The sequence below is a fragment of the Dysgonomonas sp. HDW5B genome (genome assembly GCF_011299335.1).
GTDB lineage: Bacteria > Bacteroidota > Bacteroidia > Bacteroidales > Dysgonomonadaceae > Dysgonomonas_A.
This window is the reverse complement of sequence record NZ_CP049858.1, coordinates 2,439,856-2,461,393: the sequence shown is the minus strand read 5'-3', so window position 1 is coordinate 2,461,393 and position 21,538 is coordinate 2,439,856. Positions and strand designations below refer to the sequence as shown.

Sequence of the window (21,538 nt, the reverse complement as noted above, 5' to 3'; positions counted from 1 at the left end):
AGGTCTGCCCCTACCAATAAAAAACATACCAGTAAATTTTACTTTTTACTTATATTCTCATTTTGAAAACAAAAATTGTCATAAACGCTAAATACCAGCATCTCAAAGAATTTATAGGCAAACTACCTGTTAACTTCGACACACAAGGAGAAGTCCTGTTTGGCGGACGGAATATTATCAGGGACATACCTGTCGGAGATTTAAGGCTTAACGTAAAAGCCTTTAAAGTTCCTAATATAATCAACCAGTTTGTTTATGATAACTTTAGAATATCAAAAGCGAGACGTTCTTTTGAATACGCAAATTTACTTCTGGAAAAAGGCATAAACACGCCCGATCCCGTAGCATTTTTAGAATGTAAACAAGGCTTTCTCTTCAAGCAGAGCTACTATATTTCGATACAGGAAAACTTCGACGGATTAATGAGAGAATTTAATACCGGAGAACTTGCAGGTCGCGAAGATTTATTAAGCCAGTTTGCTAAATTCACTGCAGATATGCATCAAAAAGAAGTTTTGCATCTTGATTATTCTCCGGGAAATATCCTCTATAAAAAAGAAGGGCAGAGCTTTCATTTTTATTTGGTAGACTTAAACAGAATGTACTTTGGCAATATATCGATGGACTTAGGTTGCAGAAGTTTTAGACGTCTGTGGGGAAATGAGGAGATGATAAGATTTATCGCTTCAGAATATGCTAAGGCACGTAATTTTGATCAGGACAAATGCATTGAACTTACACTTCTTTACCATAAAAAATTCTGGGAATATTTTACAAAAAAACATCCTGATAAAAAAGCTTATACATAAACAGCAACAACTAATGACTAAAATATTAATTATCAGATTTCGTAGAGTTGGAGACTCAGTAATCTCCTCTTCGCTATGTTCCTCTTTAAAAGAGTCTTTTCCTGATTCGGAGATCCACTATATAGTAAACGAGCACATTGCACCTTTATACGAACATCATCCTGATATTGATAAAGTAATTAGCTTCACCAATGAGGAAATGCACAGTATTACTGCTTATATAAAAAAATGCAGGAGAATTGTCAAAGAAACCAAGTACGATATCATTATAGATACACGATCTACAATAAAAACCCTGTTCTTTTCTATTTTCTCTTTAGGAACAAAATACCGAATAGGAAGATCAAAAAAATACAATTACCTTATACACAACCACAGGGTTAATAATAAATACGATGGCATTCGTGATAATGCCCAATTGACTTTAGCTTTACTTGACCCCCTAAATACAGGTTATATTGTAAAAAAGAACCCTCACTTTAAATTATACTATACAACAGATGAGTACACCAAGTATAGAGAATATATGGAAAGCAAAGGGATTGATTTTTCGAAACCTGTTATTGTATGTGCTGTAACAGCACGATTAGAATATAAAGTATGGGATAAGGAAAAAATGCGCACCATCCTCGAACGGATCATCAATAAGTATGATGCACAACTAGTCTTTAATTTTGGAGACAATAAAGAAAAAGAAGCAGCTCAGCGCTTACATGAAATCATGAATAATGACCCACATATATTCACGAATATAGAAGCTAATAATCTAAGGGAGTTAATTGCTTTACTAGCCAACAGTAATTTCTTCTTTGGTAATGAAGGAGGAACCAGACATATTTCTCAGGCCTTAGATATACCTTCTTTTGCCATCTATCCCCCTAATATACCTTTGGATAACTGGTTACCAAATAAATCTGAACGATTTCAGGGAATAGAACTAAAGGATATCGTATCTGATGTTAAAAACTATGAAACACTATCCTATAGTGAGAAGTTTGCTCTGATAGATATCGATTCAGTCTGGGAAAAAGCCGATAAGATGTTGGAAAAGTATATTTAATTTTAATTGACCAATTCGTCAAACAAAGACATCCATTTGCTCATCACAATATCTTCAGTAAATCGAAGCACATTTTGAGAAGCAGCTATACCCATTTTTCGCCTCAGTTCAGAATCTGCAATAAGTAAAGATAATTTATCAGCAAAATCGTCTAAATCATTCTCTTTTATCAGAAAACCATCTTCTCCATCCGATATAATATCTCGGGGACCGCATTTGCAGGCAAAAGACACTAAGGGAAGACCACAAGCCATAGCTTCAATTAAAACTAGTCCAAAACCTTCATATTTAGAACTCAGTGCATATATAGAGCTATTTACCATCTCCTCCTGAATATTATGTGTAGGCGGATTATTCTCAACCTGATCTCCTATTTTTAATTCCTCTGCGAGCTTACGTAAAGATTCTAAATTGCCATTACCATATGTTACCAATTTCCAGTCAGTATATTTTTTTGCAATTTTAGCCCATACCCTAATCAATACATCTAATTGCTTTTGCTTCGAGGCACGCCCGACAGCAATAATTCTCTGATCTTTGGTTGTTGATTTTATTTCAGGGATAAAAGAAATACTATTAGGTATTGCTACAATATTAGGTAAATTCCCCCATAAATTCTTATCTTCTTCGGTGAGTACAACAAATTTATCATAGTGCTTCACGATATCATAATCAGCTTTTCGGTATAGATAAGTAAGTATCCTTCCCAAAGAATTGGTTTCAAATTTCGAAATATACCGTGGCCTCTTATATTTACCAAAATGCCGCTCTATTATCTTTTTGCTCCCATCATTTACTTTGTAGAGATAGCGTGAATATTTATCAAATATGGAAATTGTGATATCTGGTTTTATTTCATCTAATGTTGCAGCCAATCGTTCTAAGTATATGTCCTTATACTTTCCATGAACCATTTTTTTCTTAAGCCCTCTAGCTGTAAATTCACAACCTAGGTTATAGAAGGTTATTCGCTTATCAAAATCAAAAAACGGAGGTTCATCAGTTTTCTCACTCAATATAAAATAAACTTCGTATCCATGATCCAGCAAGAACTTTGATTTATTAGCTAAAACTCTTTCGATCCCTCCACTGGTTGTAAGCCTTGGAACACAATACGCTATTCTCATATATGCATTTGTATTTATTATACCACAAATGTAAGTAATAAGTAGGCACTTCTGCAAAAATTAAGAGCCCGTACTTTTTTATTACTTAGATATAAATTGTAATTATATTAGCCTGTTATCGCAACGAAATGTAGCTAAGCATAGTTGTATATTACTTAATATATTTCACTAACTTTGAAACGTAAAACAAACATCTGCAATGGGTAAGAAAATATTAATTGATCTTAGATATCTGGGAGTTTCGAATGGATTTGGTGAACTATGCTCCTATTATGGGAACTATCTACAAGAAAACCCCGAAAAGATTGAGGGATTGGAGATAACCGCATTAGTACCCAAATCATATGTCAACAAGTTTGGAAGTCATATACAATATCTGACGGTTAAGCGTATATATAAAATATTTCCTTTTTTATTTCCACGCTTTGATGTATGGCATAATACAACACAGCAAGCAAAGTATTCTTCAACAAACCCAAGAACAAAAAAAATACTTTCGATACACGACTTGAATTTCATTTATGAAAAGTCTGACTCAAAAGCAACTAAGAGGCTCAAAAGATTACAACAGTATATTGATTCGGCAGAGGTACTAACATTCATATCTCAGTTTACTGAAAGCGAAGTAAAACAACATCTAAAGATTGGCGATAAGCAAACACTTATAAATTATGTCGGGATTAAAGATATTAGGTTTGAAAATGCAATAAAACCTCACTTCATAATTAACGACCAAAGGAAATTTCTTTTTAGTATAAGTAGAATAAATAAGAAAAAGAACTTCCATGTATTACTTGACACAATGAAGTTGCTCCCTCAATACGATCTCTATATTTGCGGCAATCATGACAGCCAATATGCACAAGAGATGTTGCAACGAATAAAAGACGAAAATATATCCAATATAATTATGCCCGGAGAAATATTGTTCAATGAGAAAATCTGGATGTATAAGAATTGTTACGGTTTTCTATTTCCATCCTTATTCGAGGGTTTTGGTATGCCGATAATAGAAGCGATGCAATTCGGCAAGCCGGTGTTCAGTTCAGATTGTACAAGTCTACCTGAGGTCGGATCCATATATTCTTACTATTTTAAAAACTTTAATTCGGAGCATATGTCTTCTTTCATTAATGAACATATTAGTACATTCTATGAAGACAAAAACCGTATTGAAGAACAAATAAGATATAGTCTTTCGTATACTTTGGAAAGACATATGAGTAAATATTTAGAATTGTATAGAAGTCTTTGAAAGAACAGAATAAATTATTCTTTCATTAAATTATCAAATAGATTAATCCATTTAGGCATAACCTGGTCTTCTTTAAATCGCAGCCCATTCTTGCGGGCAGCATCCCCCATAGCATTTCTTAGATCGGAATTTGACATCAACAGTAACAGTTTCTGAGCAAAACCGTCTTTATCTCCCATACTCACAAGAAAACCATCCTCTCCATCTTTTATTATATCTCTTGGTCCGCTTTTACATGCAAAAGAGACAGCAGGTAAACCGCAGGTCATCGCTTCCAGCAAAGTCAATCCAAAGCCTTCATATCGGGATGTCATAGCATAAATTGCACTTTTGGTCAGCTCACCTTCTACATCTTTGGTTGGAGGATTTAACTCTATGCAGTTTACCAAATTCAGCCGCTTGACTTGATCTTCTAGCTTTCGTTTTTTACCTCCCACCCCATAGAAAGATAATTTCCAGTCCGGAAAATAAGGGTGCACTTTACTCCAAATATCAATCAACAGATCAAATCCTTTCTGAGTAGTATAACGGCCAATAGCAATCACTCTCTTTGTTTTCAAATCAGAATACGAATTCGGCACAAATGAAAGTGGGTTAGGTATAGTAGTAATATTATTTAATCCTCTCCAATCTAAACGGTCCTCGTCCGTCAATACTACAAATGCATCGTATTTACGAGCAATAGCTGTTCTTTTATAACTATAGATAGAAGTAAATAACCTTCCTAAAAGAAAGGAATCAAATCTCGCTAGTTTATATTTCTTTTTATACTTAGCAAAATGTAGCTCGAGAATTTTCTTACTACTGTCTTTTACCTTATACAAATAATTAAGAGGACCAATACCTGTAGAAATAGCAATATCCGGCTTAATTTCATTAAAATAAGAAGATAGCTTCAGTACAAAATTCTCATTAATAAACTTATCATCAATAAGATTTAAGCTGTGAAAAGTAATCTTCGAATCAAAATAAAAAAACGGCAAGTCCTCTTTATAGAATAAGCTAACAATATATACTTCATATCCATGATTAACTAAGTAATTAGCTTTATTAGCAACTACTCTTTCTACACCTCCTGAGTTAATATAATCACGTACAAGATAAACTATTTTCATATTGCAAATATAAGAAAGGATTATGAATCCTAATAACTCCGAATATTACTAAGTACTATAAACTAAAAAACCTTTAGGAATAATTCCTAAAGGTTTTTTAGTTACTTAATTTGAGATAATGATACTATTAATCTAATTACAGACTAATTTAAATAAATATCAAAAATATAGAAATAACCTATATATTAGGTTATACCAAACCTTACCATGGAGTTAAATTAGGATATTTATCCGTATCAACACATGGAATATCTGTCGGATAAACATATCCAACAACCCCTTCATATTGCCAGTCACCACCCATTCTAGATTCTCCATAAACAGAAGTAAAATAAAACATTGTATACTTTTTATTATAATACCTATGTAATGCTACAGTACCTTCTACTTGAGTCGTATTTGCATAACCAACTATACCCTCATATTGCCAATCACTACCTAATTTTGATTCCCCAAAGATTGAAGTTAAATAGAACATCGTATATTTTTTATTATAATATCTATGCAATGCTACTGTACCTGGTAATTGAACTTTATTCACATATCCTATAACTCCTTCATATTTCCAATCGCTTCCGATGTGAGATTCACCATAAATAGATGTTGGATAAAACATCAGATATTTTCGATTCCAATATCTATGTAATGGCTCAACTTGCATTTCTTTAAGCTGATTATTAGCTATATATTTCTCTACAGCAGCTTGTATTTGCGTTTTTTTAGTCACATCTGTTATAAAATCATAAATAGGATATGTCTCATTCCAATTAATATTTGTCAAAGTGGCATTATCCAAGTTAACTGTCTTCTCCCAACTTCCAACATCAACTGTTGATGGCATTCCCTTTTCCAAATCATACTTAAGATTCGTCCCATTGCCTCCATAAAACATAACATATAACTCCTTTGCATGATTTTCTTTTGCTAAAGTTTCATTAACTGTCAGAGTCCTATCAGCATTCAAATTGAACCCTATACCTTTCAGCACAAAATCCAACCCTGCAGATACAGTATTCTTCTTTGTTGCTGCATCCTTAGATGTGAAAATTGTAGACTTATACATCACTTTATAGCGCCCGCCTATAGTGATATCAATTAAAACATGAGTACCATATTTTTCAACTACTCTATCCGCTGTTAATCTATTCAAATCTTCCATAAACTCCGGAGATAAATAATTTTTCAACCGAGATGGTTCATCATTAATTCTAAGATACTTACGGTTTCTAACAGCATCAACACTAGCAAACGAGTTTTTTGACGAATACGAAAACTCGGATTTTAAATAAGAATTACTCTTAATATTCCCTGCAAACCCTTTTGTTTCTTTCTTAATTTTTAACCCAACATTACTCTCTTTAGTTATATCAGAAATATAATCTACGGCAGAATATCCATAATATACATGATCATATCCCCAATTAGGAGTACCTGGGTCTATTCGTCCAGGATAATCTTTCTTGTATCTATCCACATCTAACACTTTGAATTTTACTGATTTAGGATGCAAATATTCACCTGTAACATCGTAGCCATACCCAAGCACATCAAATAAACCATCTCCTGCACTTCGTAACTCCGTGTCAGTATTAAAATCAGTTGTATCACTATCTGTACACGCAGATAATCCAATTAATAGGAATAAAAATAGATAAAGATTTTTCATAATAAAATAATATGTTTTACAAAATATATGTAAATATACCTTAATAAAAACAAACCAAACATAACTAAAAACTCATTAAAATCTAAAAAAGAATACTATTTCAAGGAGGAATAAAATAGCTACTTACTATATGTATTTGTTTTGAGTGTGTTGAGTGTCAGTAAAAGTGTGTATATATAATAAAAACAGCCTCAGAGTTTTATACTCTGAGGCTATTTAAAAAAAAGAGGGCGGCTATCTACTCTCCCACCTAATGGCAGTACCATCGACGTGGTTGGGCTTAACTTCTCTGTTCGGAATGGGAAGAGGTGGATCCCCAACGCTATAACCACCTTAATATTTTTAATTAAATCTCTATAAATAGATATTTAATTGAGATGATGTAAAAGAGCTTTCAAATAACTTGTATGTAGCAAACCTGGGTCAATCAGGCGAGACTCTGGGCAGAGTCATGGAAAAAAGTTTCGGGCAATTAGTACTACTCGGCTATGACATTACTGCCTTTACACCTGTAGCCTATCAACGTCGTAGTCTTCGACGACCCTTATAAGGATATCTTATCTTGAAGCCGGCTTCGTACTTAGATGCTTTCAGCACTTATCCGATCCAGACTTAGCTACCCGGCGATGCTCCTGGCGGAACAACCGGTAAACCAGGGGTCTGTCCAACACGGTCCTCTCGTACTAGTGTCAGATCTCCGCAAATATCCTGCGCCCACGATAGATAGAGACCGAACTGTCTCACGACGTTCTGAACCCAGCTCGCGTGCCACTTTAATGGGCGAACAGCCCAACCCTTGGGACCTTCTCCAGCCCCAGGATGTGACGAGCCGACATCGAGGTGCCAAACCATTCCGTCGATATGAGCTCTTGGGAATGATCAGCCTGTTATCCCCGGAGTACCTTTTATCCTTTGAGCGATGGCCATTCCATACTGAAACCACCGGATCACTATGCTCTAGTTTCCTACCTGATCGACTTGTCGGTCTCTCAGTCAAGCGCGCTTATGCCATTACACTCTACGAACGGTTACCAATCGTTCTGAGCGCACCTTTAGAAGCCTCCGTTACTCTTTTGGAGGCGACCACCCCAGTCAAACTACCCACCATACAGTGTCCCCGTATCCACGGGTTAGAATTCAAACAATTAAAGGGCCGTATTTCAAGGGTGACTCCACAAATACTAGCGTACCTGCTTCATAGTCTCCGGCCTATCCTACACATCAAGTGCCCAAATTCAATGTAAAGCTATAGTAAAGGTTCACGGGGTCTTTTCGTCCCATCGCGGGTAATCGGCATCTTCACCGATACTACAATTTCACCGAGCTCACAGTTGAGACAGTGTCCAGATCATTACACCATTCGTGCAGGTCGGAACTTACCCGACAAGGAATTTCGCTACCTTAGGACCGTTATAGTTACGGCCGCCGTTTACTGGGGCTTCAATTCAAAGCTTCTCATTGCTGATGACTTCTCCTCTTAACCTTCCAGCACCGGGCAGGTGTCAGGCTATATACTTCTTATTTCTAATTTGCATAGCCATGTGTTTTTGTTAAACAGTTGCCTGGACCTATTCTCTGCGACCTACATTGCTGTAGGTACCCTTTCTCCCGAAGTTACAGGGTCATTTTGCCTAATTCCTTAACTGTGAATCACTCGAGCGCCTTAGTATACTCAACCCAACTACGTGTGTCCGTTTTAGTACGGGTACGATATAGATTAGCGTTTAGCGGTTTTTCTTGGCAGTTTGTTTACCTACATTTTTAACTTGCCACAAGGGCTCGTCATACTTTCAAGTTCGACTCTCTCGGCGGATTTGCCTACCGAAATCAACATCTACACTCTTTAACCATCTATTCCGTCAGATGGCAGTAGTTTCACTTCTGCGTCCCCACATCACTCTATACAGTAGTAACGGAATATTAACCGTTTCGTCCATCGGAATCGCCCTTCGGCTTATCCTTAGGTCCCGACTTACCCTGATCCGATTAGCGTTGATCAGGAAACCTTAGTCTTTCGGCGAGGAGGTTTCTCACCTCCTTTATCGTTACTCATACCTACATTTGCTTTTCCGTACGCTCCAGAGTAGCTTACGCTACGCCTTCTACGCTGAACGGAATGCTCCCCTACCGATAATATTTTATCCCATAGCTTCGGTAACATGTTTGATGCCCGATTATTATCCACGCATCGCCACTCGACTAGTGAGCTGTTACGCACTCTTTAAATGAATGGCTGCTTCCAAGCCAACATCCTAGCTGTCTCTGTAGCAACACTTCGTTAATTCAACTTAACATGTATTTGGGGACCTTAGCTGATGGTCTGGGTTCTTTCCCTCTCGGACATGGACCTTAGCACCCATGCCCTCACTCCCGGTAAAAACTTATGCCCATTCGGAGTTTATCTGGACTTGATAGGCGGTGAAGCCCTCGCATCCAATCAGTAGCTCTACCTGACATAAGTTATAAGCCGAGGCTGCACCTAAATGCATTTCGGGGAGTACGAGCTATCTCCAAGTTTGATTAGCCTTTCACCCCTACCCTCAAGTCATCCGAAAGCTTTTCAACGCTTACCGGTTCGGTCCTCCAATTGGTGTTACCCAACCTTCAACCTGCTCAAGGGTAGATCACTTGGTTTCGCGTCTACTCCCATTGACTAAGCGCCCTGTTAAGACTTGCTTTCGCTTCGGCTGCGTACCTAATAGTACTTAACCTTGCCAATGAGAGTAACTCGTAGGTTCATTATGCAAAAGGCACGCCGTCACCATTACTGGCTCCGACCGCTTGTAGGCACATGGTTTCAGGGTCTATTTCACTCCTCTGTTCGAGGTTCTTTTCACCTTTCCCTCACGGTACTGGTTCACTATCGGTCTCTCGGAAGTATTTAGCCTTACCGGATGGTCCCGGTGGATTCATACAGGATTTCTCGTGTCCCGCACTACTCAGGAGTCTGCTAGGCTTGGTTAGGGTTTCGTATACGGGATTATCACCCTCTGTGATCGATCTTTCCAAATCGTTCTACTACTCTAACTTCTTGCCACGACGCAGTCCTACAACCCCAATAATGCCGAAACATTATTGGTTTGGGCTAATCCCATTTCGCTCGCCACTACTCTGGGAATCACTTTTGTTTTCTTTTCCTATGGGTACTTAGATGTTTCAGTTCCCCACGTTTGCTTCTGGTTAGACCAGATGACGGTTTCTTCAACCGCCGGGTTGCCCCATTCGGAGATCTTGGGATATAATGGATATTTGCTCCTCCCCCAAGCTTTTCGCAGCTTATCACGTCCTTCTTCGCCTTCGAGAGCCTAGGCATCCCCCATGTGCCCTTATTTACTTTTTTCTTCGCCTGATTTATAAGTGTTCCGTAGAACGCTTATATACCGGTTTGATATATACTCGTTATATTTTTACTTGCTCTTTTTTACATCATGTCAAAGATCGTTTACCTATTAGATAGGTATTGTGGAGAATAACGGATTCGAACCGTTGACCCCCTGCGTGCAAGGCAGGTGCTCTAGCCAGCTGAGCTAATCCCCGTAGTGGGAAGCGTGACTTCCTTCGTACTTTGTAGTCCCAGGCAGAGTTGAACTGCCGACCTCTACATTATCAGTGTAGCGCTCTAACCAACTGAGCTATAGGACTGGCTTGTTCTTGTGCGCCTGAAACTGTGGATACACAGCTTCTCTGTTCTCTTATTTTGTTAGGTTGTACATAGTTATTGAAACATTGAAAAGACATTAGACATCGGGTAGATTCCTTTTCTTTAAAAGGGTCTCTTTTTAAGACAAGGCTTCTCCAGAAAGGAGGTGTTCCAGCCGCACCTTCCGGTACGGCTACCTTGTTACGACTTAGCCCCAGTCACTAGTTTTACCCTAGGACGCTCCTTGCGGTTACGTACTTCAGGTACCCCCAGCTTCCATGGCTTGACGGGCGGTGTGTACAAGGCCCGGGAACGTATTCACCGCGCCATGGCTGATGCGCGATTACTAGCGAATCCAGCTTCATGGAGTCGAGTTGCAGACTCCAATCCGAACTGGGAATGGCTTTGGAGATTGGCATCCTGTCACCAGGTAGCGACCCTCTGTACCATCCATTGTAACACGTGTGTCGCCCCGGACGTAAGGGCCGTGCTGATTTGACGTCATCCACACCTTCCTCACAGCTTACGCTGGCAGTCTTGTCAGAGTCCTCAGCTTGACCTGTTAGTAACTAACAATGTGGGTTGCGCTCGTTATGGCACTTAAGCCGACACCTCACGGCACGAGCTGACGACAACCATGCAGCACCTACACATCTGCTATTGCTAGAAGGCCTGTTTCCAAGCCGGTCAGATGCATTTCAAGCCCGGGTAAGGTTCCTCGCGTATCATCGAATTAAACCACATGTTCCTCCGCTTGTGCGGGCCCCCGTCAATTCCTTTGAGTTTCACCGTTGCCGGCGTACTCCCCAGGTGGATTACTTATCGCTTTCGCTTAGCCGCTTATTGTAATATCACAAACAGCTAGTAATCATCGTTTACGGCGTGGACTACCAGGGTATCTAATCCTGTTTGATACCCACGCTTTCGTGCTTCAGCGTCAGTTATAGTTTAGTAAGCTGCCTTCGCAATTGGAGTTCTTCGTGATATCTATGCATTTCACCGCTACACCACGAATTCCGCCTACTTCAAATATACTCAAGAAAAACAGTTTCAACGGCAATTTTAAGGTTGAGCCTCAAACTTTCACCGCTGACTTATTATCCCGCCTACGCACCCTTTAAACCCAATAAATCCGGATAACGCTCGCATCCTCCGTATTACCGCGGCTGCTGGCACGGAGTTAGCCGATGCTTATTCGTATGGTACTTGCAATAGGTTACACGTAACCTTTTTTACTCCCATACAAAAGAAGTTTACAACCCGTAGGGCAGTCATCCTTCACGCGACTTGGCTGGTTCAGACTCTCGTCCATTGACCAATATTCCTCACTGCTGCCTCCCGTAGGAGTCTGGACCGTGTCTCAGTTCCAGTGTGGGGGATAAACCTCTCAGTTCCCCTATCCATCGTTGCTTTGGTGAGCCGTTACCTCACCAACTGGCTAATGGAACGCATGCCCATCTTCTACCGATTAATCTTTAGCAAATATTACCATGCGGTATCCCTGCGTTATGGGGTATTAATCCGAATTTCTCCGGGCTATTCCCCTGTAGAAGGTAGGTTGCATACGTGTTACTCACCCGTGCGCCGGTCGTCATCAAAGTATTGCTACTTCATGCTACCCCTCGACTTGCATGTGTTAGGCCTGTCGCTAGCGTTCATCCTGAGCCAGGATCAAACTCTTCTTTGTATATCTTTTTTATATTCTTGGAAGCGTTTGTCTTTTTTTTTCACTCAAGGTTTTTGACGTTGAGTTAGAGTCTCTAATCTAAAATTAGTCTCTACCCGTCTAATGCTATATTTTTTGTTTCTTATGTATCAACCGTGTCAAAGATCGTTCTTTTTTTGCTTTGTTTAATAACCGTCTCTCGGTTTTAAAGCGAGTGCAAAAGTAGTCGCTTTTTATATACGCTCCAAATATTATTACAACTATTTTTCAAAGTTTTTTTCCTTTATTCCTTAACTTATATCTAAACAGTGGTTTACATTGTGAAAAAAAATTGGAGGATTCCATCTCTGGAAACCGTTATAACTGGTAATGCTGTAAGCGGGGGATTAAATCACCAAAATCAGACTCAATAAAATCTACTAATCTCCCCTCTTTGCTAATACGGCCAGACTCTAATAAGCCTATATGCGTACAAACAGACGACAGTTCTATATAATGACGAGAGGATAGCAATATAGTTTTACCCAGATCCTTTATCTTAACGAGTAATTTACAGACACTAATTCTCGAATCTTCATCTAAATCTCTCAATAAATCATCAAAAACTAAAAAATCAGGATCATGGTATAATGCAATCCCTATACTTAAACACTTTTGTTGTGCCGCAGTCAGCTTTCTCACCTTGGTATTGGTATATTTATAAAGACCTATAAAGCGCAAGACTTCTGTAATCCGCAAATCGCCATAACCGAAGAGCATATCAATATACTTGAAATTCTCTCTCACGGTTAAAAAATTTTGATAATAAGGTAAATCAATAATATTACCTACTACTCCTTGGATTTTATCTCTGCAGCCATAAAAATTTTGACCTTTGAGAAAGATTGTTGATGAAGTTGTTTTCAATAGACCTAAGATTAATTTTAATACTGTTGTTTTTCCAGATTTAGGTTTGCCTATAAGGCCATACACACTACCTTCTTTTACAGAAAGCTCAAAGTTCTTTAGAACAAACCTTTGTTTATAACAAAAGTCCATTCGTTTAATCTCTAAAATGTTCATTCCCCAATAAATATTAATTCACATCAACAAATATAGAATAAACTAATAGAATACAAAGACTCTGAAAAGTATAAATCCTAGTATTTACGGGGGCTGCAGAAAGAATCTATAAAAGATATCTATCAAAATATCTTATGACAACTGTTTCATTTATTGATAATCAGAAATTATTCTTTAACAAATACCTCAATGGAGCTAAAATTCGAAATGCCAAGGATCGGTCTTCTGTCACTACTTCTGCTACCCCCCTCAGCTCACCTGTAAATTTAAAATCAACACCTGTAGTTGAAGTAAGCTTGTTCGGTAATGATATCTCTACAGTATAATAACTACCACTGGAAACTAAAGAGATGTTGCGAACATATCCTTGCAACATGCCATATTCTAGGTATGGGTAACCTGACACTTTTATATTTACTAATTGCCCCTCTTTTATTTTACCGGATCCCGATAAAGGAGCATCTAACTTTCCGATAAGAGCTCCCGGATCTTTAGGAACTATAACAAAAACCTTATCTCCTATATTGACAACTTGATTTCTTGACCAGACTGTATTAAATGTTACAGTGCCTGCTTGAGGAGAAATGAGTAAATATTTTTGCTCCCAATTCTCAATTTCGGCTATCAACTCTCTATACGCAGTAGCTAATTCCTGATATTTAGTATTTCTGTCTTGCAAGTATTCAATGCTCAGTTTTGAGGCGGAGCTTTTCAGTTTTGAGTTTTCGATTTGCTCTGTAACTATTGATCCTTCAAGCTGACGAAGTGCCTGCTGTAGATTTAAATAGCTTTGTTCTGTAGCCTCAAATTCCGACTTGGCAATTACACCTTTCTTATACAATTCTTTATCTCTATCATATAAAGACTTAGCAACCGACAATTCCTGCTCCTTTAGTGTTAATTGCTTTTGCAAATTAGCAGCATAGCTATTTCTTCCTGCTAATTGGGTTTTCAAAGCAAGTTCATCTTGTTTTGTAAGGTTCAATGATTCAAAGTTTTGATAATTAATCGCAGCTTTCGAAAACAAAGAAAATGCAGACTGCAACTCTCCTAATTCATAGGTCGCCGAAATAAGTTCTGTCTCCAAAGCAACCAGTGAATCCGAAACCTGAGTTTTTTCAATCAATAACTGTTTGACTCTTTTCACATCAGTAGTTATTGCAGGATTGTCTATTACCGCTATCAAATCTCCTTGATTAACAGAACTTTTGTCTGTGATATAAAGCTCCTTTATTCGCCCGGTAGCTTTTGCCACAATCCATGCAGGCGGATTTTCTGTCGTAACAATTACATCTCCCTGTATTATATCCGGGTAACGAAAAAAGAAAGAGCCGACAAAAAACAAAAACAGAATAAGACATATTACTGTTGTGCCATATCTGATCAATGAATGAGGAGGACGTGTTAAAATATCTTTAACTTCATCGCTACGCAATTCTATATTATCTAATTTTTCTCTCATTTAAAGCTCCAATTGATTTTTCACTAAATGATAATAAGCTCCCCTTTTTGCTGATAATTCGTCATGAGTACCAATTTCAACAACCTGCCCTTTCTCTAATACAATTATTTGATCGGCATTGCGAACAGTACTTAAACGATGGGCTACTATTAATGATGTCCGCCCCTCAAAGAATGAATTCAAGTTCTCCATAATGACTTTTTCATTATTTGCATCCAAGGCGTTGGTAGCCTCATCCAGAAACACAAACTCCGGATCCTTATAAATAGCGCGTGCAATAAGCATGCGTTGCTTTTGGCCCTGACTCAAGCCATGCCCTTCGATCCCGATCTTTGTATTATATCCCAAAGGTAACGACTCGACAAAATCATGTATATTTGCTGTAATACAAGACCTTAATAATTTTTCTTTATCTATAATTTCAGATGCAGGAGCTACATTACGAGCTATTGTGTCTGAGAATATAAACCCATCTTGCATAACTACTCCGCATTTTTTTCGCCATTCGCGCCAGCTATAATTATGCAAACGATTTTCACCCAATTGTATAACACCCTTCTGTGGAGGGTAAAAACCCAACAACAATTTCAACAGTGTTGTTTTGCCGCTACCACTTGTACCTACTATAGCTGTCTTCTTTCCGGTTGGTATATGGATATTGAGGTTATTAAGGACGTACTCACCTTCGGATGTTCCATCATAACTAAAGGATAATCCTGAGACAAATAAGTCTTTACCCATCGGAATATCTTTGATACGTTGCGAATCTTCTTTACTTTCATCCGTTTTCTCCTGCAATTCACTTAAACGGTCCAAACTTAATCTTGCATCTTGAGTTTTGCGAGCAAAATCGATAATCTGATCTACAGGACTATTAAGTTGCCCTATTATATATTGAACCGCCATCATCATACCGAGAGTCATCTGACCTTCGACCACAAACTTCGCAACCAGGGCGGTAATTAAGATATTCTTTGTTTGATTAATAAATATAGCCCCTGAATCTTGGTATTGCCCCAAAGCCAGTCCTTTGATACGTAACCTAAAAAGTCTTGCTTGTATACTTTCCCATGTCCAACGCCTCTGCTGTTCACATCCATTGAGCTTTATCTCTTGCATCCCAGTAATTAATTGAATTATATTACTTTGATTTTCGGATTTTTGAGCAAAATTTTTGCTATCGAGTTCTGCTCTCTTTTTCATAAAAAGCCAAACCCAAAGAAAATAAAGGCAACTGCCGATGAAAAATATAATGAAGATTTTGAAACTATAAAGGCATAAGACTATACCAAATACAAATATATTGAATACTGAAAAAATAACATTTAAACTTGAATTGGTTAAATAATCCTGAATGCGTGTATGATCGTTAATTCTTTGGAGAATATCACCAACCATTTTCGTATCGAAGTAGCCCATGGGCATTCGCATCATCTTGATCAAATAATCTGAGATTAAAGCGATGTTTATTCGGCTACCTAAGTGTAGTAATATCCAACCTCTTATAAATTCAACTGATGAATTACTTAGTGTTAAAACCAATTGAGCAATTAGTATTACATAAATAAAATCAAGGTTTTGGGTATTTATACCAATATCAACAATGGCTTGAGAAAGAAATGGCAGAATTAACATTAATAAACTGCCAAAAATAAGCCCTAATATAAGTTGAAGTAATAGTTTCTTATAAGGCTTTAAATACGAAAACAGAAACTGGAACCCTTTCCGAACTTCCTTATCATCTTCATGTTGATAAAATTCAGGAGAAGGCTCCAGCAGTAGAGCTATACCATGAGGTTCTCCATCAATAGATGAAGATATCCAACATTTACAGAATTCGTCTTTGGTATACTTTATCATTCCTCCGCCCGGATCTGCGACATAAATCACATATCCCGACCGTTTCTTTTTAACAGCATAAACAACGACAAAATGATTTTGGTTCCAATACACAACACAAGGAAGAGGAGCCTCCAATAACTGCTCAAATGTAATGCTAACGCCCATTGTGCGAAAGCCTAAATTTTCTGCAGCTTCACTTATCCCAAGCAAAGATACTCCTTCTTTATTTATGTGTGAACTGAGCCGAAGTTTCTCCAGCGAATAGTTTTTGCCATAATAAGCGGCAATCATACGCAGACACGTAGGACCGCAATCCATAGCATCATGTTGACTGAAAAACGGAAAAGATTGCATGAGTCAAAGGTTATGTTTTATAAGCAACTTATAAGACAAACGTAATTAAATTTTGATAAAAACTACTTTCTTTTCCCCTAAATTTCCCAGAAACTACTCTTAGAAAAATACTTTTGACTTTCTTCTCAAACTACTAAGAAGTTAGTCCTGCACACTTTTTTTAGCGACCCATTCTTTACTAACCTCATGCTCGTTTAACGATGGCATTACATCGGAATATATCACAATGCTACTCCACAATTTTTGAAACGCGAACTTAGAAATTTCAATATTCTTATTGATTACAGGATCATAAAAAACTACATTACCCTCGCTACCTAAACTTTTCAGAACGACATAACGTCCTCCATCTATTCTTAGGTGTAATATTCCTTTCCGTTTGTCTTTCTTCAAGGTATCAAAATCCGAGTAATAAGTCTTACAATGCAGATCGTAATCCTTCAATATGTTAGATATAGCAAGAATAGAAGAATCCTTTTGTTCAAAATCTAATTGAACGCCTATGACTTTTCTATTGTGCACAACATTACATAATGAGAGGTACGTTGACACGAGATTTACCATGTAGGTACTACGTACATTCATAACAGAAATGAAATTTTAACAATTTATATTCAAACAACCAACTTTACTACAAAGTAACAATAAATTTCCAAGTTATACTATAACCTTTTTATCATCTTTTCCTGTCTAGATCTCTTTTTTTGTTGTATTTTAATATATTTAACATAGAAAAAAGTAATTTCCTAACATTCTAGCAGAAAATACACAATCTGTAAAAGCGACATACATTAACAAATATAAAATTTCGTTAACTTTTAAAGAGGTGCACTTTTTAATATAAACAACATATATTCATAAAACATCTATCTTATAAATAACTATATTTGTACACTGTGTATGTAAGTTTAATATAAAAATTTTATGCCAGTAAAGAAACATCCTCTATACCAGTTTAAATTCTGCCCCAAATGTGGCTCTGCACACTTTGTCGACAACAATTTCAAATCTAAACGTTGCGAAGCATGTGGCTTTATTTACTACTTCAATCCTTCATCGGCTACAATTGCGGTAATCATTAACGACAGAAATGAAATAATGGTGGCAACCCGTGCTAATGAGCCGGCGAAAGGAACATATGACCTTCCCGGTGGATTTGTGGATATGGATGAAACCGCAGAAGAAGCAATTGCTAGGGAAGTAAAAGAAGAGACTGGACTTGAAGTTATATCGGCTCAGTATTTATTCTCTATACCGAACCTTTACATATACTCAGGTTTTCAAGTGGAGACTACCGATCTTTTCTTTTTATGTAAAATAAAAAACAGTTCTCAATTTAGCGCACAAGATGATGTTGCTGAATTGAAATTTATACCTATAGCCGATTTAGATCCCTCTTTGTTTGGACTACGTTCTGTTAAAATAGGGATCGAAAAAATACAAAAGATGAATTTATGAAGAAAATACTACTTATTACAGGGATAGGAATAGCATCTACCCTACAGTTAACGTATGCCCAAAGAGGAATCAGCAATGAATTACCTCAACGTTTGTTTATACAGGGGAAAGAGATGTTTTTAGACAACAATTTCGTTGGTGCACAAAATACACTTGCGGAATTTAAAAGACTTTCTAACGACCAGAACGCAAAGCTGGAGGCTGACTATATGATTGCTGCCTCATCCTATTTTACAGGAAAAGAAGATGCCGTTACTATTCTCCGAGAATATTTGGATACTTATCCCGAGTCATACCATAGAAATGATATTTGTTTTTATATAGGATCTTCTTATTTCAATGAAAAAAATTGGAATCAATCTTTATATTGGTTTGAACAAGCGGATGTTGATTATTTATCAAAAAAGGATCAGGAAGATTATACGTTCCGATCGGCATTTGCTAATCTGCAGGAAGGAAAAAGATCTGTAGCCGCAAATCAATTCGAATTACTGGCTCGTAACAGCAATAAATATTATGAGCCTGCAACTTACTATAAAGCGTACATCGATTTTCAAGAAGGCAAATACGATAGTGCTCTATCGACATTCGAACGCCTTAAAAACAATCCCGAATACAAAGAGCAATCATTATTCTTCATAACTCAAGGTCTGTTCCTTAAGAATAACCTGAGTGAAGCAATCAACGCAGGAAATAATTACCTGAGTGCTTATCCCAATAATCAGAACTCGGCGGAAGTATATCGCATACTCGGAAACTCTTACTATAGACAAGGTAATATCAATAGTTCTATTTCGAACTATGAGAAATACCTAGCTTCGGAGTCTAAACCCTTCGCTGAAGATATGCTGCAACTCGGTACTGCATATACTCAAATAGGAGATTATCAGAATGCAATAAAAGCCTTACAATTTGCAGCTTCGACAGATAATAAACTGGGGCAAACAGCATATATGCTACTCGGTCAGAATTACCTAAAAATAAATGATAATGCGAATGCATTAATGGCGTTTGATGCAGCATCACGCGTGCAATTCGATCCATCAATCAGCGAGGTTGCGTTATACAATTATGCAATGTTAGTTCATAAGACATCACTTTCGGTCTTTGATCAATCGATCACTGTATTACAGCGTTTCTTAAACGAATACCCTAACTCGAAGTATGTAAACGAAATCAATAATCAATTGGCATCGACACTACTTGCTACTAAAAATTATCAGGCCGCGCTTACAACAATCGACAAAATGCGTAATCCGGGCAGACAGATACTCGAAGCAAAGCAAACTATTTTGTTTCAATTAGGAGCTCAGGATTTCATTGACGGAAATTACGATCAGGCAATCCAAAGATTCAATGCATCTATAAATATGGGGAATTACGATGTAAAATCTAAAAACGAATCTTACTTCTGGCGTGGTGAAACATATTATAGAGAAAACAATTATCCGGCAGCAATAAAAGATTATCAGACTTATTTATCTGTATGTAATGCCTCGGATGACAATTATTCGAATGCATTATATAATTTAGGATATACTTATTTCAATCTGAAACAATATAATAATGCGTTGAATAGTTTCAAACAATATACTTCTCAGGAAAGGAACAGACAACAGTTGACCTATTCTGACGCATGGAATCGTATCGGAGATGTTTATTTATTCAATCGTAATTTTATTGAAGCAGCAAATGCATACTCTCAAGCGTCTGTAAATAATCCGCAAAGTGCCGAGTATGCTGACTTCCAAAAAGCCTTTGTATTGGGTTTACAACACAATTACAATGGGAAAATTGCAGCATTGGATGTTATGATGAAAAGATATCCTGATTCGCAATACTACGATGATGCCATGTATGAGAAAAGTCGTGCATTGATAATGCTAAATCGCGAAACAGATGCAATTCCAATCTTAACGAAATTATTAAACGATTACCCTAACTCGAATGTAGCTCCACAGGCTGGTGTTCAATTAGGACAATCCTATTATAACAGCAACAATCCTCAAAAAGCGATTGAAGCCTACAAACAAGTTGTACAACTGCACAAAAACTCGGAAGAAGCACGTATCGCCATACAAAGTCTCGAAGGTATTTATCGTGATATTAACGATATTGGCTCATATGCCAGTTTTGCAAACTCGCTAGGCAACGGTATTGTTATTACTGCCACCCGTCAGGATTCATTATCGTATCTTGCCGCTGAAAATATATACATGAAAGGTCATGCAAACGAAGCAGCCAATGCGATGAACAAATACCTTCAATCGTATCCTCAAGGTCAGTTTGCAGGCGATGCACATTATTATATAGGAGCCATAGCTTATAATAAGAAAGATTATGATGCTGCACTCCAAGCATTCAACAATACTATTAATTCAGGTAATTCAAAAAGCCTCAATAAAGCTCTTGCTCTTGTAGGCGAAATACAACTGGACAAAGGCAACAATCAAGCCGCATATAATGCTTATAAGGAAATGATGCGTACAGCAACAAGCAGTGAGGATAAGAATACGGCTCAATTAGGAATGCTTAAAGTAGCCAACAACTTAAATAAAGACGTTGAAGTTATCACTGTTGCAACAGCGTTACTTGCACAAAGCAAAACTTCTCCCGAAATCGTTAGCGAAGCTCGCTTATACCGTGCTAAAGCTTATCTGAATACAGGTGAGACTAATAAAGCTATCGACGATCTTCAGAAAGCGGCTAGTGATACACGCAGTGTATATGGAGCAGAAGCGCAATACCTATTGGCTAAAACCTATCTAAAGAATGGGAATTACGATAAGGCAGAACAACAAGTCCTTGCATTGATGAAGCAAGGTACACCTCATGCCTATTGGATGGCTCAATCGATAATCGTATTATCAGATACCTATTTGGCAAAAGGCGATAAGTTTCAGGCAAAACAATACCTTGAAAGTTTAAAAGCGAACTATACAGGTAATGAAACTGATATTCAATCGATGATAAATGACCGTTTAACTCAATTAAATAAATAAGGTCATAAACCTTTGCAATT

At 37.5% G+C, this 21,538-nt stretch carries 12 protein-coding genes, 2 tRNA genes and 3 rRNA genes; 5 read left to right on the top strand and 12 right to left on the bottom strand.

Going from position 1 to position 21,538, the window contains the following annotated elements:
* Positions 1–62: 62 nt before the first annotated feature.
* Positions 63–809 carry a lipopolysaccharide kinase InaA family protein gene (locus G7051_RS10110; protein ID WP_255493182.1) on the top strand — a complete coding sequence of 249 codons (747 nt, stop codon included), beginning with the start codon at positions 63–65 and terminating at the stop codon, positions 807–809.
* A gap of 13 nt (positions 810–822) precedes the next feature.
* Positions 823–1,869, top strand: a complete 1,047-nt coding sequence (locus G7051_RS10105; RefSeq protein WP_166200002.1) for a glycosyltransferase family 9 protein — start codon at positions 823–825, stop codon at positions 1,867–1,869.
* Positions 1,870–1,871: 2 nt separating this feature from the next.
* Here the strand turns inward: G7051_RS10105 and G7051_RS10100 are convergent, their stop codons facing one another.
* Positions 1,872–2,996: a glycosyltransferase family 4 protein gene (locus G7051_RS10100; RefSeq protein WP_166200000.1), complete on the bottom strand. Its 1,125-nt coding sequence runs from the start codon at positions 2,994–2,996 to the stop codon at positions 1,872–1,874.
* A gap of 199 nt (positions 2,997–3,195) precedes the next feature.
* Between G7051_RS10100 and G7051_RS10095 the strand changes: the two genes are divergently transcribed.
* The gene (locus G7051_RS10095; RefSeq protein WP_166199998.1) at positions 3,196–4,251 is read left to right on the top strand and encodes a glycosyltransferase; all 1,056 of its coding nucleotides are present in this window, start codon (positions 3,196–3,198) and stop codon (positions 4,249–4,251) included.
* A 14-nt stretch (positions 4,252–4,265) separates the two neighbouring features.
* Here G7051_RS10095 and G7051_RS10090 read toward each other — a convergent pair whose 3' ends face one another.
* The 11 genes from G7051_RS10090 to G7051_RS10040 all read right to left on the bottom strand — a co-directional run bounded on the left by G7051_RS10090 (position 4,266) and on the right by G7051_RS10040 (position 17,643).
* Positions 4,266–5,366: a glycosyltransferase family 4 protein gene (locus G7051_RS10090; RefSeq protein WP_166199996.1), complete on the bottom strand. Its 1,101-nt coding sequence runs from the start codon at positions 5,364–5,366 to the stop codon at positions 4,266–4,268.
* A gap of 202 nt (positions 5,367–5,568) precedes the next feature.
* The gene (locus G7051_RS10085; protein WP_166199994.1) at positions 5,569–7,032 is read right to left on the bottom strand and encodes an MAC/perforin domain-containing protein; all 1,464 of its coding nucleotides are present in this window, start codon (positions 7,030–7,032) and stop codon (positions 5,569–5,571) included.
* Between the two features lie 225 nt (positions 7,033–7,257).
* A 5S ribosomal RNA gene (gene rrf / locus G7051_RS10080) occupies positions 7,258–7,368 on the bottom strand.
* Between the two features lie 116 nt (positions 7,369–7,484).
* A 23S ribosomal RNA gene (locus tag G7051_RS10075) occupies positions 7,485–10,373 on the bottom strand.
* 122 nt (positions 10,374–10,495) lie between these two features.
* Positions 10,496–10,568: transfer RNA gene (locus tag G7051_RS10070), tRNA-Ala, on the bottom strand.
* Positions 10,569–10,600: 32 nt separating this feature from the next.
* Positions 10,601–10,674, bottom strand: a tRNA-Ile gene (locus G7051_RS10065).
* Positions 10,675–10,831: 157 nt separating this feature from the next.
* Positions 10,832–12,359, bottom strand: a 16S ribosomal RNA gene (locus G7051_RS10060).
* The 16S, 23S and 5S rRNA genes sit together here with 2 tRNA genes alongside, the layout of an rRNA operon.
* Before the next feature lie 336 nt (positions 12,360–12,695).
* The gene (locus G7051_RS10055; RefSeq protein ID WP_166199992.1) at positions 12,696–13,400 is read right to left on the bottom strand and encodes an ATP-binding cassette domain-containing protein; all 705 of its coding nucleotides are present in this window, start codon (positions 13,398–13,400) and stop codon (positions 12,696–12,698) included.
* Between the two features lie 160 nt (positions 13,401–13,560).
* The gene (locus tag G7051_RS10050; protein ID WP_166199990.1) at positions 13,561–14,862 is read right to left on the bottom strand and encodes an HlyD family efflux transporter periplasmic adaptor subunit; all 1,302 of its coding nucleotides are present in this window, start codon (positions 14,860–14,862) and stop codon (positions 13,561–13,563) included.
* The gene (locus G7051_RS10045; protein ID WP_166199988.1) at positions 14,863–17,058 is read right to left on the bottom strand and encodes a peptidase domain-containing ABC transporter; all 2,196 of its coding nucleotides are present in this window, start codon (positions 17,056–17,058) and stop codon (positions 14,863–14,865) included.
* Between the two features lie 141 nt (positions 17,059–17,199).
* Positions 17,200–17,643 (bottom strand): cysteine peptidase family C39 domain-containing protein, encoded by a 444-nt coding sequence (locus G7051_RS10040; RefSeq protein ID WP_166114570.1) that lies wholly within the window; start codon positions 17,641–17,643, stop codon positions 17,200–17,202.
* 339 nt (positions 17,644–17,982) lie between these two features.
* On the opposite strand from G7051_RS10040, the gene G7051_RS10035 reads away from it, so the two are divergent.
* Positions 17,983–18,516 carry an NUDIX domain-containing protein gene (locus G7051_RS10035; protein ID WP_166199986.1) on the top strand — a complete coding sequence of 178 codons (534 nt, stop codon included), beginning with the start codon at positions 17,983–17,985 and terminating at the stop codon, positions 18,514–18,516.
* Complete coding sequence (locus G7051_RS10030) at positions 18,513–21,518, top strand: tetratricopeptide repeat protein (RefSeq protein WP_166199984.1); 3,006 nt, start codon at positions 18,513–18,515, stop codon at positions 21,516–21,518. Before G7051_RS10035 ends, G7051_RS10030 begins: the two co-directional genes overlap by 4 nt.
* Positions 21,519–21,538: the final 20 nt, after the last annotated feature.

Bases quoted from the DNA above. Each gene is read 5' to 3' on its own strand.
- G7051_RS10045 (WP_166199988.1), bottom strand. From the start codon at position 17,058: ATGCAATCTTTTCCGTTTTTCAGTCAACATGATGCTATGGATTGCGGT.
- G7051_RS10055 (WP_166199992.1), bottom strand. From the start codon at position 13,400: ATGAACATTTTAGAGATTAAACGAATGGACTTTTGTTATAAACAAAGG.
- G7051_RS10090 (WP_166199996.1), bottom strand. From the start codon at position 5,366: ATGAAAATAGTTTATCTTGTACGTGATTATATTAACTCAGGAGGTGTA.
- G7051_RS10105 (WP_166200002.1), top strand. From the start codon at position 823: ATGACTAAAATATTAATTATCAGATTTCGTAGAGTTGGAGACTCAGTA.
- G7051_RS10100 (WP_166200000.1), bottom strand. From the start codon at position 2,996: ATGAGAATAGCGTATTGTGTTCCAAGGCTTACAACCAGTGGAGGGATC.
- G7051_RS10030 (WP_166199984.1), top strand. From the start codon at position 18,513: ATGAAGAAAATACTACTTATTACAGGGATAGGAATAGCATCTACCCTA.
- G7051_RS10050 (WP_166199990.1), bottom strand. From the start codon at position 14,862: ATGAGAGAAAAATTAGATAATATAGAATTGCGTAGCGATGAAGTTAAA.
- G7051_RS10035 (WP_166199986.1), top strand. From the start codon at position 17,983: ATGCCAGTAAAGAAACATCCTCTATACCAGTTTAAATTCTGCCCCAAA.
- G7051_RS10085 (WP_166199994.1), bottom strand. From the start codon at position 7,032: ATGAAAAATCTTTATCTATTTTTATTCCTATTAATTGGATTATCTGCG.
- G7051_RS10040 (WP_166114570.1), bottom strand. From the start codon at position 17,643: ATGAATGTACGTAGTACCTACATGGTAAATCTCGTGTCAACGTACCTC.
- G7051_RS10095 (WP_166199998.1), top strand. From the start codon at position 3,196: ATGGGTAAGAAAATATTAATTGATCTTAGATATCTGGGAGTTTCGAAT.